At 66.1% G+C, this 15562-nt stretch carries 14 protein-coding genes; 10 read left to right on the top strand and 4 right to left on the bottom strand.

Annotated features, from left to right (window positions below; genetic code table 11):
* Window positions 1-10: 10 nt before the first annotated feature.
* Window positions 11-874, bottom strand: a complete 864-nt coding sequence (locus J2Y55_RS23930; protein WP_310158544.1) for a MurR/RpiR family transcriptional regulator — start codon at window positions 872-874, stop codon at window positions 11-13.
* Window positions 875-993: 119 nt separating this feature from the next.
* Here J2Y55_RS23930 and J2Y55_RS23925 point away from each other — a divergent pair, with 119 nt between their 5' ends.
* From J2Y55_RS23925 to J2Y55_RS23900, 6 genes are all read left to right on the top strand, one after another.
* Entirely contained in the window at window positions 994-1794 is an 801-nt protein-coding gene (locus J2Y55_RS23925; protein ID WP_310158543.1) for an SDR family oxidoreductase, read from the top strand.
* Window positions 1795-1839: 45 nt separating this feature from the next.
* On the top strand, window positions 1840-2838 hold the full coding sequence (gene iolG / locus J2Y55_RS23920; RefSeq protein WP_310158542.1) for an inositol 2-dehydrogenase: 999 nt from the start codon (window positions 1840-1842) through the stop codon (window positions 2836-2838).
* Window positions 2839-2840: 2 nt separating this feature from the next.
* Window positions 2841-3623 carry an inositol monophosphatase family protein gene (locus J2Y55_RS23915; protein WP_310158540.1) on the top strand — a complete coding sequence of 261 codons (783 nt, stop codon included), beginning with the start codon at window positions 2841-2843 and terminating at the stop codon, window positions 3621-3623.
* Window positions 3624-3716: 93 nt separating this feature from the next.
* Entirely contained in the window at window positions 3717-4757 is a 1041-nt protein-coding gene (locus J2Y55_RS23910) for an ABC transporter substrate-binding protein (protein WP_310158539.1), read from the top strand.
* 30 nt (window positions 4758-4787) lie between these two features.
* Window positions 4788-7016: an ABC transporter permease gene (locus J2Y55_RS23905; protein WP_310158538.1), complete on the top strand. Its 2229-nt coding sequence runs from the start codon at window positions 4788-4790 to the stop codon at window positions 7014-7016.
* Between the two features lie 41 nt (window positions 7017-7057).
* The gene (locus tag J2Y55_RS23900; protein WP_310158684.1) at window positions 7058-8077 is read left to right on the top strand and encodes an ABC transporter ATP-binding protein; all 1020 of its coding nucleotides are present in this window, start codon (window positions 7058-7060) and stop codon (window positions 8075-8077) included.
* A gap of 13 nt (window positions 8078-8090) precedes the next feature.
* On the opposite strand, the gene J2Y55_RS23895 is transcribed toward J2Y55_RS23900, so the two are convergent.
* On the bottom strand, window positions 8091-8600 hold the full coding sequence (locus tag J2Y55_RS23895; RefSeq protein ID WP_310158537.1) for a 2'-5' RNA ligase family protein: 510 nt from the start codon (window positions 8598-8600) through the stop codon (window positions 8091-8093).
* Window positions 8601-8723: 123 nt separating this feature from the next.
* On the opposite strand from J2Y55_RS23895, the gene J2Y55_RS23890 reads away from it, so the two are divergent.
* From J2Y55_RS23890 to J2Y55_RS23875, 4 genes are all read left to right on the top strand, one after another.
* On the top strand, window positions 8724-9839 hold the full coding sequence (locus tag J2Y55_RS23890; RefSeq protein ID WP_310158536.1) for an ABC transporter ATP-binding protein: 1116 nt from the start codon (window positions 8724-8726) through the stop codon (window positions 9837-9839).
* Window positions 9840-9869: 30 nt separating this feature from the next.
* Window positions 9870-11000, top strand: a complete 1131-nt coding sequence (locus J2Y55_RS23885; protein WP_310158534.1) for an ABC transporter substrate-binding protein — start codon at window positions 9870-9872, stop codon at window positions 10998-11000.
* 177 nt (window positions 11001-11177) lie between these two features.
* Complete coding sequence (locus tag J2Y55_RS23880) at window positions 11178-12011, top strand: ABC transporter permease (protein ID WP_103717791.1); 834 nt, start codon at window positions 11178-11180, stop codon at window positions 12009-12011.
* A complete protein-coding gene (locus J2Y55_RS23875) occupies window positions 12008-12823 on the top strand; it encodes an ABC transporter permease (RefSeq protein WP_310158530.1) in 816 nt (271 codons plus the stop codon). Before J2Y55_RS23880 ends, J2Y55_RS23875 begins: the two co-directional genes overlap by 4 nt.
* A 29-nt stretch (window positions 12824-12852) precedes the next feature.
* On the opposite strand, the gene glnT is transcribed toward J2Y55_RS23875, so the two are convergent.
* Together glnT and J2Y55_RS23865 are read right to left on the bottom strand one after the other, a co-directional pair.
* A complete protein-coding gene (glnT, locus tag J2Y55_RS23870) occupies window positions 12853-14151 on the bottom strand; it encodes a type III glutamate--ammonia ligase (RefSeq protein WP_310158529.1) in 1299 nt (432 codons plus the stop codon).
* A gap of 60 nt (window positions 14152-14211) precedes the next feature.
* Window positions 14212-15537 carry an FMN-binding glutamate synthase family protein gene (locus tag J2Y55_RS23865; RefSeq protein ID WP_310158681.1) on the bottom strand — a complete coding sequence of 442 codons (1326 nt, stop codon included), beginning with the start codon at window positions 15535-15537 and terminating at the stop codon, window positions 14212-14214.
* Window positions 15538-15562 lie beyond the last annotated feature (25 nt).

The raw sequence follows: 15562 nt of genomic DNA, 5'->3' as shown, positions 1-15562 counted from the left end.
GCTCTGCGCTCTATCGATCGAGGTCTGGATCGGCCGAGAGGCCGGATTTCTCGGCTGTCGCGACGGCCAGCGTCATCGCCACCGCGAAGGTCGCGGCGACCGAGCGGAAGGCGCCGTAATCGGCCTCGGCGACCTCGAGCCAGAGGCGGCAATTCTCGGCGAGCGGGCTGAGCGCGCTATCGGTCAGGGCGAGCACCGGCACGCCGCGCTGATGCGCGGCTGCCGCGATCTCGACGGTCATCGCGGCATAGGGGGCGTAGCTCACCGCGAGCACGACGTCGCCCGGGTCGGCGATCGCCGCCTGCTCGGGCCCCAGCCCCGCGACATTGTCCACCAATACGGCGCGGATGCCGAGCTTGCCGAAGGCGTAGGCGAGATAGGAGACGACTGGGAACATGCGTCTGGCGCCGACCAGCACGATCGTCCGGGCTCCGGCCAGCAGGGTCACAGCCGCTTCAAGATCGGCAGGTCGGATCGCTGCCTTGACCTGCGTCAGCGAGGTTTCGCTGGCATGGACGAAGCCCTCCAGCAGCGCCACGGCGCCGCCTGTCGCGGCTTGCGTGCTGCGCAGCGCCGCCAGCCGCTCGCGATGGTCGACGACCTGGCGGCGCAGGCGCGAGCGGAAGACCTCCTGCATCTCGCTGAAGCCGGAATAGTCGAGCGCCTGGGCGAAGCGCACCAGCGTCGAGGCCTGCACGCCGGCCCGTTCGGCGATCTGCGCGGTCGAGCCGAAGGCCATGTCGTCGAGATGGGCGAGGGCGTGGTCGGCGACCTGCTTCAGGCGCTTTGGCAGCATCGGCCGGCGCTGGCGCAGCAGCGCGACGAAGCCGTCGAAGTCCTTGATTGGCGAGGCTGGCTGTGGCTCGGCTGGCATGCGTTTCCCGCTTGGGCGCGGCCTTGACTTCGTAAGCCGGCGGGCGGAATGTTTATTCCAATCTACGAGAAAAACAATCCGCTCATATCAAAATGATGCGCATGGGAGCGTGACGCCAGGTGCCGAACCGTGATGCCTTCAGCAGGGATCTGACGGGCAAGGTCGCCATCGTGACCGGCGGCAGCCAGGGGCTGGGCGAGGCGATTGCGCGCGAATTCGCATCGCGCGGCAGCGCCGGCCTGCTGCTGACCGGCCGCAACCGGGCGCGCGGCGAAGCCGTGGCGGCGTCGCTGCGCGGCGCGGGCTGTGATGTCCGTTTTCATGAGGCCGACCTCGCCGATCTCGACGCCGTGAAGGCGATCATGCCGGCAGCCGAGGCCGCTTTCGGGCGCATCGACGTCCTGGTCAATGCCGCAGGCGACACCGATCGCGGCACGATCCTCGACACGACGCCCGAGCTCTATGAGCGCATCATGGCGGTGAATCTGCGCGCGCCCTTCTTCCTGATTCAGGATGCGGCCGAGGCGATGGCGCGGCTCGGTATCGAAGGTGCGATCGTCAACATCCAGTCGATGTCGGCTCATGGCGGCCAGCCCTTCCTCTCCGCCTACAGCGTTTCCAAGGCGGCGCTCGCCGCCTTGACCAAGAACGCCGCCTTCGGCCTGCTGGCGCAGCGCATCCGGGTCAACGGCCTCAATATCGGCTGGATGGCGACGCCGGGCGAGGATGCGATCATGCGGCTACGCCATGATGCAAGGGATGGCTGGCTCGACGAGGCGGCGCGCAAGCAGCCCTTCGGTCGGTTGCTCGATCCGCGTGAGGTCGCCAAGGCGGTGGCTTATCTGGCGTCAGGCGAATCGGGTCTGATGACCGGCTCCAATATCGATTTCGATCAGACGATTCTGGGTGCGCATGATTGATGCGAGCCCGACGACACGAAGCTTGACCACAGGACGATGACGACAATGCGATTTGGATTGCTGGGCGCCGGGCGGATCGGCCGCATTCACGGACTGAACGTTGCCGCGCGGGCCGATGCCGCGCTGGTCGCGGTCGCCGACGCCTCGAACGAGGCGGCTTCCGCGTTGGCGGCGGGGACGGGCGCGCATGTTGCCGGCATCGACGCCATTTTGGCCGACGCCAGCATCGACGCCATTTTGATCTGCACGCCGACCGACACCCATGCCGATCTCATCGAAGCGGCCGTCTCGGCCGGCAAGGCGGTGTTCTGCGAGAAGCCGGTCGATCTCGATGCGCAGCGCATCCGTCGCTGCCTGGAGGTGGTCTCGCAGACTGGTAAGCCCTTGATGATCGGCTTCAACCGCCGCTTCGATCCCAGCTTCGCGGCGCTCGAACGCCGCCTGCGCGCAGGCGAGGCCGGCGCGATCGAGATCGTCAGCGTGATCTCGCGTGATCCCTCGCCGCCGCCGGTCGAGTATGTCTCTCGTTCCGGCGGGCTGTTCCGCGACATGATGATCCATGATTTCGACATGGCGCGCTTCCTTCTGGCCGAGGATCCGGTCGAGGTTTTCGCGCTGGGTTCGGCGCTGGTCGATCCGGCGATCGGGCAGGCCGGCGATGTCGACACCGCTGCCGTGCTGATGAAGACCGCCTCGGGCAGGATCGCGCAGATCTCGAATTCTCGGCGCGCCACCTATGGCTATGACCAGCGCATCGAGGTGCATGGCTCCAAGGGCATGCTGCGCGCCGGCAATATCCACGAGACCACGGTCGAGATTGCGACCGTTGCCGGCTTCCGCGCCGATCCCGTGCAGAACTTCTTCCTCGAGCGCTATGCAGCGGCTTATCGCGCCGAGCTCGAGGCTTTCATCGCCGCCTGCCGGGGCGGAACGGCGGCAAGGCCCTCCGGTCTCGACGGCCTCAAGGCCCAGATCCTGGCCGACGCCGCCACGGAGTCGGCGCGCACGGGCAAGCCTGTCACTGTCACGCTGGAGGCGAATTGACCATGTCGCCCGCCGAACTCGACCTGCGCCAATATGCCGTGCTCGGCCTCGTCACCGAGGCGAGCCGGATGGCGCTCGACTATTTCCGCAAGCGCGACAGCCTCGGTGTCACCATGAAGGGCGCGCAGGACTGGCTCACCGTCGCCGATGGCGCTGTCGAGGATTTTCTGCGCCAGCGCCTCGGCGTGCTGTTCCCTTCGGATGCCGTCATTGGCGAGGAGGGCGGCGGCGAGAATTCCGACGCGGTCTGGATCATCGACCCGATCGACGGCACCTCGAATTTCGCGCGCGGCGACCGCAACTGGTGCATCTCGATCGGCTTCCTGAATCACGGCGTGCCGGAGATCGGCATCATCGCCGCCCCGGCCTTGGACGAGGTCTATCTCGGCCGGCGCGGGCGCGGCGCGACCATGAACGGCCAGCCGATCCAGGTTTCGGGGGCGAGCGACATCACGCGCGCTTATGTCGAGATGGGCTGGTCGACGCGCATTCCCGCAGCCGATTATCTCGCCATGGTCGGGCGCGGCCTGGCGGCAGGCGCATCGGTCAAGCGTTCCGGTTCCGGCGCGCTCGGGCTCTGCCATGTCGCGAATGGCCGCACCGAGGCCTATGTCGAATTGCACATCAATGCCTGGGACGTCGCGGCGGGCGTCGTCATCGCCGGCGAAGCCGGTGCCGTGCTCAATGATTTCTTCACCGGGGACGCCATCGCAAGAGGCAACCCCGTCCTGTGCTGCACGCCGGCATTGGCCGGCGAGGTGAGGGCGATCAGCGGAATTTCTTAGCCAGCAACTGATCCGTTGATCTTTGCGCGAAAGCCGTCAGAGTTCAGCCAACGACAAAACAACGAACGAAACGTTCGACCAGGGAGGACGACCATGAAGACCCAATCCTGGCTTGCCGCCGGAGTGTTCGCCGCTGTTGCTGCCGCTTCGCCGTTGGCGACGTCTCCAGCGAAGGCGCAGGGCGCGCTGGTGATGTATTGTGGCGTCCAGGAAGAGTGGTGCCGCGCCATGTCGACCGCCTTCGAGAAGGAGACCGGCATCAAGGTCGCGATGACGCGCAAATCGGCGGGCGAGATCTATGCCCAGCTCAAGGCGGAATCGGCCAATCCGCGTGGCGACATCTGGTGGGGCGGCACTGGCGACCCGCATCTCCAGGCGGCCGAGGAAGGGCTGACGCAGGAATATGAGTCGCCGGCCAACAAGGACCTGAACGACTGGGCGATCTCGCAGTGGAAGGCCGCCAAGCAGCGCTCGATCGGCGTCTATGCCGGCGCGCTCGGCTTCGGCTTCAACACCCAGCAGATCAAGTCCAAGGGCATGGCGGAGCCAAAATGCTGGGCCGATCTGCTCGACCCCAAGCTCAAGGACGACGTCCAGGTCGCCGATCCCAATTCGTCGGGCACGGCCTATAACCTGCTGGCGACGGTGGTGCAGCTGATGGGCGAGGACAAGGCCTTCGACTACCTCAAGGCCCTGCACAAGAACGTCAACCAATACACCAAATCGGGCGCCGCGCCGGCCAAGGCGACGAGCCTGGGCGAGACCGCCGTCGGCATCGTCTTCATCCACGACGCCGTCGTCTTCGCGGTGCAGGGCGATCCGATCAAGCCGGTCGCGCCCTGCGAGGGCACGGGCTACGAGATCGGCTCGATGTCGATCGTCAAGGGCGCGCGCAATCTCGACAACGCCAAGAAGTTCTACGACTGGGCGCTGACGCCCGCAGCACAAGGGCTCGCCGGACCGGCGAAATCCTATCAGGTGCCGTCGAACAAGAATGCGCCGGTGCCGCCGCAATCGCCCAAGATGTCGGAGATGAAGCTGATCGACTACGACTTCGTCAAATACGGCTCCTCGGCCGAGCGCACGCGATTGCTCGCCAAATGGGACCGCGAGGTCAAGGCGCTGCCGAAGTAGGCGACGGGCCCTCGGGCGGAGACGGCTGACATGCGCCGCGCCACGCAACTCGTGCTCCTGATCGGCTGGCTCGGCTATGCCGTGCTGCCCTGGTATCTGCCCGAGGGCATGAGCCTGGTGCAGTTCGGCTGGCTCTCCGGCTATCCGCTCGGCAAGGCGGGCAGCGCCTTGGCGCTCGCCTTGTCCGGGCAAGCGCCCTGGCTGCTGCCGATCGGAGCGGCGCTTCTGGTGGCGACGGCGTTCTGCCGCGGCGCCGATTCCGGCAAGGTGGCGCGTGTGCTTGTTGCGGCCGGCGGCGTGGGGCTGGCGGCGTTCTTCCTGCAGGGTTTCGGCATCGTCCTCAAGGGCTCGGCCGCCGGCTGGGCCACGGCATTGTTCGGCGCGGATGTCGCGCAGGGCGGCATGGGCGGGGGCGCCTTCCTGACGGTGCTCTCGCTGCTGCTTCTGACCTGCCATGGCCTGGCTTATCGCGGCTATTGCCGGGGCGACCTGTTCACCACCTCGGCCATCGGCATCGTCGTCCTGCTGATCGGGCTGTTCATCTTCTGGCCCGTCATGGTCATCCTGAAGAGCGCGCTGGTCGATCAGAACGGCCATGTCGCGCTTTCGGCCTTCTCGGACAGGTTCTTCAGCGCCACGATCTGGGGGCTCGGTTGCGTCTCCAGCGGCACGAGTTGCGGCGTTGCCTGGAACACGCTGGTCCTGGCCGTGCTGACCGGGGTGATCACGACCCTGCTCGGCCTTGCCTGCGCGCTGCTGCTCCAGCGCACGGCGATGCCCGGCAAGCGCCTGATGCGGGCGCTGACGGTCCTGCCGATCATCACGCCGCCCTTCGTGATCGGGCTCGCGCTGATCCTGCTCTTCGGCCGTTCCGGCTTCTTCACCGGCATCATGGCGGACTGGTTCGGGATTCCGCGCTCGCGCTGGATCTATGGTTTGCCCGGCGTGTTGCTGGCGCAGGTTCTCGCCTTCGCTCCGATCGCCTTCCTCGTCCTGATCGGCGTGGTCCAGGGCATCAGTCCGAGCCTGGAGGAAGCTTCGCAGACATTGGGGGCCGGCCGCTGGCAGACCTTCTCGACCGTGACCTGGCCATTGCTGCGCCCGGGTATCGCCAACGCCTTCCTGCTCGGCTTCGTCGAGAGCATGGCCGATTTCGGCAATCCGCTGGTGCTCGGCGGCAATTTCGAGGTGCTCTCGACCAAGATCTTCTTCGCCGTCGTCGGCGCGGCCTATAACCAGGGCCAGGCAGCGGTGCTCGCCATGGTGCTGCTTGCCTTCACGCTCGGCGCCTTCTGGCTGCAGCAGGGCTGGCTCGGCGGCAAGTCCTACACGACCGTGACGGGCAAGGGCGATGCCGGCCTGCCGACGCCGCTGCCGCGCCGGGTCACCTGGCTTGCGGGACTGGCGGTCGCGCCCTGGGTGGCGCTCACGCTGGTGATCTATCTCGTCATCCTCGTCGGCGGCTTCGTCAAGACGATGGGCCGCGACTACACTCCGACGCTGGAGCACTACCGCACCGGTTTCGCGATCGATTTCAGCCGCGGACTCTTCTTCGAGGGCGCGGCCTGGAACTCGTTCTTCACGACGCTCAAGGTCGCGGCGATTTCGGCGCCGTTGACGGCGCTGATCGGCCTGCTCACCGCCTATCTGCTGACGCGGCAGAAATTCAGCGGGCGCGGCACCCTGGAATTCGCGACGATGCTCTCCTTCGCCATTCCCGGCACGGTGCTCGGCGTCGCCTACATCCTGGCCTTCAACGTGCCGCCGATCGAGATCACCGGCACCGGGCTGATCCTGATCATCGCCTTCGTCTTCCGCAACATGCCGGTCGGCGTGCGCTCCGGCATCGCCGGCCTGTCGCAGATCGACAAGAGCCTGGACGAGGCCTCGACGACGCTGCGCGCCCGCAGCTTCACCACGCTCTGGCGCGTCGTGCTGCCGCTGCTGCGCCCGGCGCTGGTTGCGGCACTGGTCTACAGCTTCGTACGCAGCATGACCGCCGTCAGCGCGGTGATCTTCCTGGTCTCGGCCGAGTACAACCTCGCCACCGCCTATATCGTCGGCCGGGTCGAGGCCGGCGAGTTCGGCCTGGCCATCGCCTATTCCTCGGTGCTGATCGTGGTCATGGCCGCTGGCATCGGACTGATCCAGCTCGGCGTCGGCGAACGCAAGCTCGGCCGGCGCCAAGTCGGCCGGCACAAAGTCGTCGCACTCTCCGGTTCGGTCTCCAATCCTATCAGTCAAGGAGCAGCAAGTTGACGAAGGCCGGCCCCGCATCCGTCGAGTTCCGCAATGTCAGCATGCGCTATGGCGCGGTGACGGCCGTCGACGATGTCAGCTTCGCCATCGAGGCCGGCAAGCTCGTCACCCTGCTCGGCCCCTCCGGCTGCGGCAAGACCACGACGCTACGGATGATCGCCGGGCTCGAGATCGCCAGCGCGGGCCAGATCCTGATCGGCGGCAAGGATGTGACGCGGCTCTCGGCCGCCGATCGCGACGTCAGCATGGTGTTCCAGTCCTATGCGCTGTTTCCGCATATGAGCGTGCTGGAGAACGCCGCCTATGGCCCGACGGTGAAGGGGCTGGGCAAGGATGTGGCGCGCGAAATGGCGCTGTCGAAGCTTGCACTCGTCGGCTTGAAAGGTTTCGAGAACCGTTACCCTTCGGAGCTCTCCGGCGGGCAGCAGCAGCGCGTCGCGGTGGCGCGCGCACTGGTGCTGGAGCCGCAGGTGCTGCTCTTCGACGAGCCGCTTTCCAACCTCGACGCGAAGCTGCGCCGCCGGGTCCGCGAGGAGATCCGCGAATTGCAGCAGAGTCTCAATCTGACGGTCGCCTATGTCACCCATGACCAGGAGGAGGCGCTCGCCGTTTCCGACCGCATCATCGTGATGTCGAATTCGCGCATCGCGCAGGAGGGCGCGCCGCGCGAGCTTTATGAGGAGCCGGCCAACGCCTTCGTCGCGGACTTCATCGGCGACGCCAATCTGATCGACGTGACGATCCGCTCCGTCGCGGAGGGGCGCGCCGATGTCGCGATCGGCTCGGCCAGCGTCTCCTTGCCGGCGCGCGGGCTTGGGCCGGGACCAGCCCGGATCGCGGTACGGCCGGAGAGCCTGATCCTGTCGGAGGCGACGGGCGAGGGGCTGCCCGGCACGATCCGCAAATGCACCTATCTCGGCAACCACCTCGACATCATCGTCGAGACCGAGGCCGCCGATCTCTTTGTGGTGCAGTACGGCGCTCGCCCGATGCTGGCCGCGGGCACGCCGGTGAAGCTCGGCTTCGCGAATTCGGGTGTGACGCTGATCCCGCCGGGCTGAGCCGGCGGCTGTTTCAGCGGAGCCGCGCGGTCGCGATCACGCGCCAATCGGCGATAGGGATATCCTGGCCCGAGCGCACCACGCAGAGCCGGTCGAAGCTGATGGCTCGCCCTTTCAGCCTCCGTCCGACCTCCGCTGCCGCTGCGGCCTTCAGCTCTGGCGCGACCGGGCCATAGAGCAGCGAAACATGCGGCATGAAGGCGTCGGCTGCGTCGGCGTCGAGTTTCTGCTTCAATCGCGCCAGCGGCGCGCTGACCGCGAAGCGTGCATAGAACGAGCGAAAATAGCTTTCGCTCGTCTCGATCGCGGCGATCTCTTCGGCAAACCTCGCGACCTCGCCGGCCGCCTCGGCGATCGCGGCTTCGAGCGCCGCTAGGGGCAGGTCGGTGTCGCCCTTCACCGTCAGATGCGGTGCGAAGAGCGGCGTGTCGAAGCGGCGCGACAGCTCCGCGACCACCTCCGCCAGCAGCGTCTCGTCCTCGGTTTTCGGCAGCAGCCAGATGGAGTGGATCAGGGGCGTCATCAGAGGTTCACAAACCTATTGCACACGGCCGGAGACGGGCGTTATATTTATTCCAAGCGTATCAGAAATTGGAAGAGACGTTCCAATCATTCTGAAAAAGATCGCGGCAAGGGAGACGGCGTTTTGCCAACGGAATTGCAGCACGGGCCGCAAAGCGGCGCGGCCATTGCCGTGCGCGACCTTCATGTCGCCTATGGCGGCACGCGGGTGCTGCACGGCGTCAGCCTCGATTTCACGCCCGGCAGCTTCACCGCGCTCCTCGGCTCGTCGGGCTGCGGCAAGACCACGCTTTTGCGCTCGCTGAGCGGCTTCGTGCCGGTGGAATCCGGCTCGATCATCGTCGGCGGCAAGGATGTCGCCTCGCTGCCGCCGGAGAAGCGCGGCATGGCGATGGTGTTCCAGTCCTATGCGCTCTGGCCGCATATGACCGTGCTGCAGAATATCGGCTACGGCTTGAAGCTGCGCGGCGCCACCAAGGCGCAGATCGCGGCCAAGGTCGCCGCCATGCTCGAATTCCTCGGCCTTGCCGGCTATGAGAACCGCAAGGTCACGGCGCTCTCGGGCGGCCAGCGCCAGCGCGTCGCGCTCGGCCGGTCGCTCGCCATCGACCCCGGCATCCTGCTGCTCGACGAGCCGCTCTCCAATCTCGACGCCAAGATCCGCATGACGATGCGCCATGAGATCCGCGCGATCCAGCAGCGTCTGGGCCTGACCGCCGTCCATGTCACGCATGATCGCGAGGAGGCCATGACCATGGCCGACCGGCTCGTCATCATGCAGGCGGGCAGGATCGCGCAGGTCGGCACGCCCGAGGAGGTCTATGACCGCCCGGCGACCGCCTTCGTGGCGAATTTCATGGGCGCGGAGAACGTCCTGCCGCTGCGCGTCGAGCGCTCCGAGCAGGGTGCTCGCTTGAGTGCAGGCGAGGCCACGGCGAGCTTCGCGAACGAGGTGTCGAGCGCCTTGCCGAGCGGCGATGCGGTTGCCTATTTCCGCGACGACGTCGCGCGGCTCGACGCCAGCGACGCGACCTCGGTCGACGATCTGATCGTACCGGGGCTCATCGCTGCGCGCGCCTATCCAGGCGGCGTCTATCGCTACCGGGTCGAGGCCGCAGGCCGCCAGATCACGGTCGACGACGCCAACCGCCACGAACTCGGAACCAAAGTTGGCCTGCGCATCCCGCTGCAGCGCCTCCACATCTTCCCGGCATCCGAGGCCGGGACGATCGCCGCCTGACCGCGTTCTACTCAACAAGGAGTCAGACCCATGCGCATCCTCACCATTGCCTGTTCGCTCGCGGCGCTGATGGCGGCATCTCCGCTTTCGGCCCAGACCCTGAACGTCGCCACCGCCGGCGACCAGAACATGGTCGACTATGTGAAGGACTATCTCGGACCGATGTTCGAGAAGTCCCATCCCGGCGTGAAGGTCGTGTCCGTCGGCACTGGCGCCGGCGATTCCGGCTCGCAGAAGATCTATGAGAAGCTCGACGCGCAGAAGAGCGCCGCCACCACCGATTTCGACGTCGTCGTCATCCACCAGAAGGCCGCCGGCACGATGGTGAAGGAAGGCCTCCTCGCCAAATACACCGACAAGGTCGACACCGCGAAACTCGTCTCCAGCGAGTCCGCGAAGAACGCGCTCGGTGCCGACGTTTCGGGCTTCGTCATCCCGATGTTCCAGTCGCAGACCGCGCTCGCCTATAATGCCGATCTGCTCAAATCCCCGCCCAACACCTTCGCGGAGCTGCGCGACTGGGCCAAGAAGAACCCCAAGCAGTTCGGCTATAACGGCATCAAGGGCGGCATGTCCGGCGTCGCCTTCGTCGCCGGCTGGGTCTACGCCTTCGGCGGCGATGCCGACAAGCTGATCAAGGGTCCCTATGATCCGGCTGTGAAGGCGTCCTGGGACGGCGCGCTCGCCGATCTCAAGGAGTTCAACAAGTCGGTCGTCATCACGCCAGGCAATGCCGGCACGCTCGACATGCTCAACCGCGGCGAGATCGCGATGGGGCCTGTCTGGGTCGACATGTTCTATTCCTGGCAGGCCGACGGCAAGCTGCCGCCGAACATGAAGCTCAAGCTCGCTTCTCCGGGCATGCCGGGGCAGCCGATGTATTACGCGGTGCCGGAGAAGACCGCCAACCGCAAGCTCGCCGAGGAGTTCATCGCGCTCGCCACCAGCCCGCAGGTGCAGGCCGACGGCATCGTCAAGAAGTTCAACTGGTATCCGGGCATCGACGCCAAGAACCTCGAGGGCAAGCTCGACCAGGCGGCCTGGAACAAGCTCTTCACCGACATCACCCCGAGCGATCTCTCGAAGAACGCCAAGTCCTTCCCGATCGCGCCCTACTTCAACGACATCCTCGAGGGCTACGAGAAGAAGGTCTCGAACTGACACGGCTTCGTCCTCTCCGCCGTCATTGCGAGCACCCGGGTCTTGCCTTCGGCAAGCCCGGGTACAGGCTCCGCGAAGCAGTCCAGAACCGCGTGTACCGGCCCCTGGATTGCTTCGTCGCTCTGCTCCTCGCAATGACGGATGGGGTCCCCGCGCATCACTGATCGGCGCCTGCCCATGCTCTCTCAACGCCAACTGGCGCTGATCCTCATCGCGCCCGGCCTTCTTCTGGTCGCTGCGCTGTTCCTCTACCCGCTCGGCTTCTCGCTGATCTCGGCCTTCACCAAGCCGGACGGCTCGCTGACGCTGGACTGGTTCGCCAAGGCCTATGAGCTGTATTCGACCGACATCGTCTTCACGGTGGTGATCGTGCTGGCGTCCTGCGGGCTGACCGCGCTTGCCGCGATCGTCATCGCCGGCACGCTGACCTTGGGCGAGAATCCCTGGATCGTCGGCACGCTCAAGGCGCTCTATCGCTGGCCGCTGTTCATCCCCTTCATCGTCGCGGCGCAATGCATGCGCACCTTCCTCGCCAAGAACGGGCTGATGAACAACACCTTCGTCTCGCTCGGGCTGATGGAGCCTCTGAGCGCCGTGAGCTATCTTGACTGGCGCGGCATCATCGCGACCTTCGTCTGGAAGCAGACCCCCTTCGTCGCGCTGCTGCTCGCCGGCGCGCTCGCCTCGATCGACCGGGCGACGCTGGAGGCAGGCCGCAATCTCGGCGCCTCGCGTGTCCGCGTGCTCGTCGAACTCGCCCTGCCGCAGGTGATGCCGACGCTACTCGTCGCGCTCGTGCTGTCCTTCGTGACGATGCTCTCGGTGCTCTCCGTGCCGATGATGGTCGCGGGCTCGCAGCCGACCATGCTGACGGTCGACATGGCCTTCCGCATCAACTCCTATGGCGACTACGCTACAGCCAACGCGCTCGGCGTCATCACCTATCTGATCAGCGCCGGCGCCGCGATCCTCTACCTCAAGCGCGGCCTGTCGAAGGAGGCGGCGCCATGATCCGTCTCGCTTCGACCGCCCGGGCGGCGCTTGCCGCTGCGCTGCTTGCCGCCTTCGCTTTCGTGCTGATCGGCCCATTGGCCAATCTCGCGCTCTGGTCGGTCGCCGAGCGCTGGTACACGCCGTTCAAACTGCCGGTGACCTATGGCACACGCTATTGGGAGCAGGTCTTCCGCCCGACCGGCGATGCCATGGCCTCGCTCGGCACCTCGGTCTGGATCGCCGTGCTGACGGTCGTCGTCGCGCTCGCTCTGTCGATCCCGGCGGGCTATGCGCTGGCGCGCCTGAAGCTGCCGATGCGGGCGCTGTTCATGGTGATGTTCCTGCTGCCGCAGGCGTTTCCCTCGGTCGCGATCTACATCAATGTCGCGCGGGTGTTCTACCAGATCGGCATCAACGGCACGGTCTTCGCCGTCGTTCTCGTCCATGCCGCCCATGGCCTGGTCTATTCCGTCTGGATCGCGGCGGCGGCATTTGCTGCGGTCGACAAGGATCTCGAACTCGCCGCCCGCAATATCGGCGCCTCGCCCTTGCGCGCCTTCTTCACGGTGACGCTGCCCTTGGCCGCGCCCGGCATCATCGCCAGCGGCATCTTCGTCTTCCTGGAGTCGCTCGACGAATTCACCGGCACGTTCTTCGTCGGCGTGCCGCAGGTCACGACGCTGCCGCTCTTGCTCTACAACGCGGCGATGGGCGGCAATTATCAGGTCGCCTCGATCACGGCGCTGATCCTGCTCGTTCCCTCCGTGCTGTTCATGCTGTTCATCGAGCGCTTCCTGCGCGCCGATGTGCTGGCCAAGGTCGGCGCCTGACGGCGCGGCCCGAGAAAGCCGCTTCTGTCTCAGCAGTCGAGCGTCACGTCACGTTCCCACTGGGTGAGATGGCGTGCGTAATCGTTCCATTCCTGGTGCTTGAGCTTGAGATAGGCGGGAACGAAGGCGCCAAGGCCCTCCTTCAGGACCTCCGACGCTTCGAGCGCGCGCAGCGCGTCGAGCATGTTGAGCGGCAATTTCTTGACGCCCTCCACCAGATGGCCGTCCGTGTACATATTGATGTCGAGGCGCTTGCCAGGATCGCGCTTGTGGCGGATGCCGTCGAGGCCCGCGGCGACGATGCCGGCTTGCAGGAGATAGGGGTTGGCCGCGCCGTCGGGCAGCCGCAATTCGAACCGGCCGCCCTCGGGAATGCGGATCATATGCGTGCGGTTGTTGCCGGAATAGGTCACGGTGTTGGGCGACCAGGTCGCGCCCGAGGTCGTGCGCGGCGCATTGATGCGCTTGTAGGAATTCACCGTCGGGTTGAACAAGGCGCAGAGCGCGTCGGCCGAATGGATCACGCCGCCGATGAAGTGATAGCCGAGCTGCGAGACGCCAAGCTCGCCGGCCTCGTCCTCGAACAGATTGCGCTCGCCGTTCCAGACCGAGACATGGGCGTGGCAGCCGCTGCCGGTCAGGTTCAGGAACGGCTTCGGCATGAAGGTCGCGCGCAGTCCATGCTTCTCGGCGATCGATTTCGCCATGTATTTGAAGAAGGAATGCCGGTCGGCGGTGACGAGCACATCGCCGAAATTCCAGTTCATCTCGAATTGGCCGTTCGCGTCCTCATGGTCGTTCTGATAGGGCTTCCAGCCGAGCGCCAGCATGGCGTCGCAGAGTTCGGCGATGACGTCGTATTGGCGCATCAGCGCCGACTGGTCGTAGCAGGGTTTTGTCTGCTTGTCGGCGCTGTCGCAGACCTGGAGGCCGTCGGGCGTGGTCAGGAAGAACTCGCATTCGACGCCGGTCTTCATCGTATAGCCTTGGGCGGCGGCATCCCCGACCAGGCGCTTGAGCAGGTTGCGCGGGGCCTGCGCGACCTCCTTGCCGTTCATCCATAGATCGGCGGCGAGCCAGCCGACCTCCGGCTTCCAGGGCAATTGGATCAGGCTGTCGGGGTCGGGCACGGCGAAGAGATCGGGGTCGGCCGGCGTCATGTCGAGCCAGGTCGCGAAACCTGCGAAACCGGCGCCGCTCTTCGCCATGCCGTTGATGGCGCTGGCGGGAACCAGCTTTGCGCGCTGGACGCCGAACAGATCGGTGTAGGAGATCAAGAAATACTTGATGCCGCGCTCCTTGGCGGCGGCCGCGAGATCGACGGTCATTCAGTTCCCCATTCTTCAAACGATAAGGGCCGCCTCGTTGGACGGCCCCGTCTGTGGTTTTCAGAACCCGGCGCTGCCGGGAATCCAGTTGGTGCCGGCCAGCGGCACGCGCGCCATGGCGGCGGCTTCCACGGTCAGCGCCACGAGATCCTCCGGCTCGAGGTTATGGACATGGCTCTTGCCGCAGGCGCGCGCGATGGTCTGCGTTTCCAACGCCAGGACGGAGAGGTAATTCGCCAATCTGCGGCCGGCCTTGACCGGGTCGAGACGCGCGGCGAGTTCGGGGTCCTGCGTCGTGATACCGGCCGGGTCGCGCCCCTCATGCCAGTCGTCATAAGCGCCGGCCGTGGTGCCGAGCTTGGCGTATTCCGCCTCCAGCCGCGGGTCGTTGTCGCCGAGCGCGATAAGCGCCGCGGTGCCGATCGCGACCGCATCCGCGCCAAGCGCCAGCGCCTTGGCAACATCGGCGCCGGTCCTGATGCCGCCGGAGACGATGAGCTGGACCTTGCGATGCATGCCGAGATCCTGCAGCGCCTGCACGGCCGGGCGGATGGCCGCCAGGATCGGCAGGCCGACATTCTCGATGAAGACCTCCTGCGTCGCCGCCGTGCCGCCCTGCATGCCGTCGAGCACCACGACATCGGCGCCGGATTTCACGGCCAGCGCCGTATCGTAATAGGGCCGGCTCGCGCCGACCTTCACATAGATCGGCTTCTCCCAATCGGTGATCTCGCGCAGCTCCTCGATCTTGATCTCGAGATCGTCGGGCCCGGTCCAGTCCGGGTGGCGGCAGGCCGAGCGCTGGTCGATGCCTTCCGGCAGGTTGCGCATCCTGGCGACGCGCGGGGAGATTTTCTGGCCGAGCAGCATGCCGCCGCCACCGGGCTTGGCGCCCTGGCCGATCACGATCTCGATCGCGTCGGCCTTGCGCAGGTCATCCGGGTTCATACCGTAGCGCGAGGGCAGGTACTGGTAGACCAGTGTCTGCGAGTGGCCGCGCTCCTCCGGCGTCATGCCGCCATCGCCCGTCGTCGTCGAGGTTCCGACGATCGTCGCCCCGCGCCCGAGTGCTTCCTTGGCCGGACCCGACAGGGCGCCGAAGCTCATTCCAGCGATCGTGATCGGGATCTTCAGATGGATCGGCTTCTTGGCGAAGCGGGCGCCGAGCACGATATCGGTGCCGCATTTCTCGCGATAGCCTTCAAGCGGGTAGCGCGAGATCGAGGCGCCCAGGAAGAGCAGGTCGTCGAAATGCGGCAGCTTGCGCTTCGCTCCGCCGCCGCGGATGTCGTAGATGCCGGTCGCGGCGGCGCGCTGGATCTCCGAGATCGTATGCGGGTCGAAGGTCGCGGAGAAGCGTGGCGTGGTCTGCGCGGTCGCTGGCATGTCGCTAAGCGGTGCAGTCGGCATG

Source organism: Allobosea sp. BE125, from assembly GCF_031456075.1.
Classification (GTDB): Bacteria; Pseudomonadota; Alphaproteobacteria; order Rhizobiales; family Beijerinckiaceae; genus Allobosea.
The sequence above is the reverse complement of the archived record's forward strand: the minus strand, read 5'-3'. Positions and strand labels throughout refer to the sequence as shown.

Bases quoted from the DNA above. Each gene is read 5' to 3' on its own strand.
- J2Y55_RS23875 (WP_310158530.1), top strand. From the start codon at position 12,008: ATGATCCGTCTCGCTTCGACCGCCCGGGCGGCGCTTGCCGCTGCGCTG.
- glnT (WP_310158529.1), bottom strand. From the start codon at position 14,151: ATGACCGTCGATCTCGCGGCCGCCGCCAAGGAGCGCGGCATCAAGTAT.
- J2Y55_RS23900 (WP_310158684.1), top strand. From the start codon at position 7,058: ATGCGCTATGGCGCGGTGACGGCCGTCGACGATGTCAGCTTCGCCATC.
- J2Y55_RS23930 (WP_310158544.1), bottom strand. From the start codon at position 874: ATGCCAGCCGAGCCACAGCCAGCCTCGCCAATCAAGGACTTCGACGGC.
- J2Y55_RS23880 (WP_103717791.1), top strand. From the start codon at position 11,178: ATGCTCTCTCAACGCCAACTGGCGCTGATCCTCATCGCGCCCGGCCTT.
- J2Y55_RS23905 (WP_310158538.1), top strand. From the start codon at position 4,788: ATGCGCCGCGCCACGCAACTCGTGCTCCTGATCGGCTGGCTCGGCTAT.
- J2Y55_RS23885 (WP_310158534.1), top strand. From the start codon at position 9,870: ATGCGCATCCTCACCATTGCCTGTTCGCTCGCGGCGCTGATGGCGGCA.
- J2Y55_RS23895 (WP_310158537.1), bottom strand. From the start codon at position 8,600: ATGACGCCCCTGATCCACTCCATCTGGCTGCTGCCGAAAACCGAGGAC.
- J2Y55_RS23915 (WP_310158540.1), top strand. From the start codon at position 2,841: ATGTCGCCCGCCGAACTCGACCTGCGCCAATATGCCGTGCTCGGCCTC.
- J2Y55_RS23865 (WP_310158681.1), bottom strand. From the start codon at position 15,537: ATGCCAGCGACCGCGCAGACCACGCCACGCTTCTCCGCGACCTTCGAC.
- J2Y55_RS23910 (WP_310158539.1), top strand. From the start codon at position 3,717: ATGAAGACCCAATCCTGGCTTGCCGCCGGAGTGTTCGCCGCTGTTGCT.
- iolG (WP_310158542.1), top strand. From the start codon at position 1,840: ATGCGATTTGGATTGCTGGGCGCCGGGCGGATCGGCCGCATTCACGGA.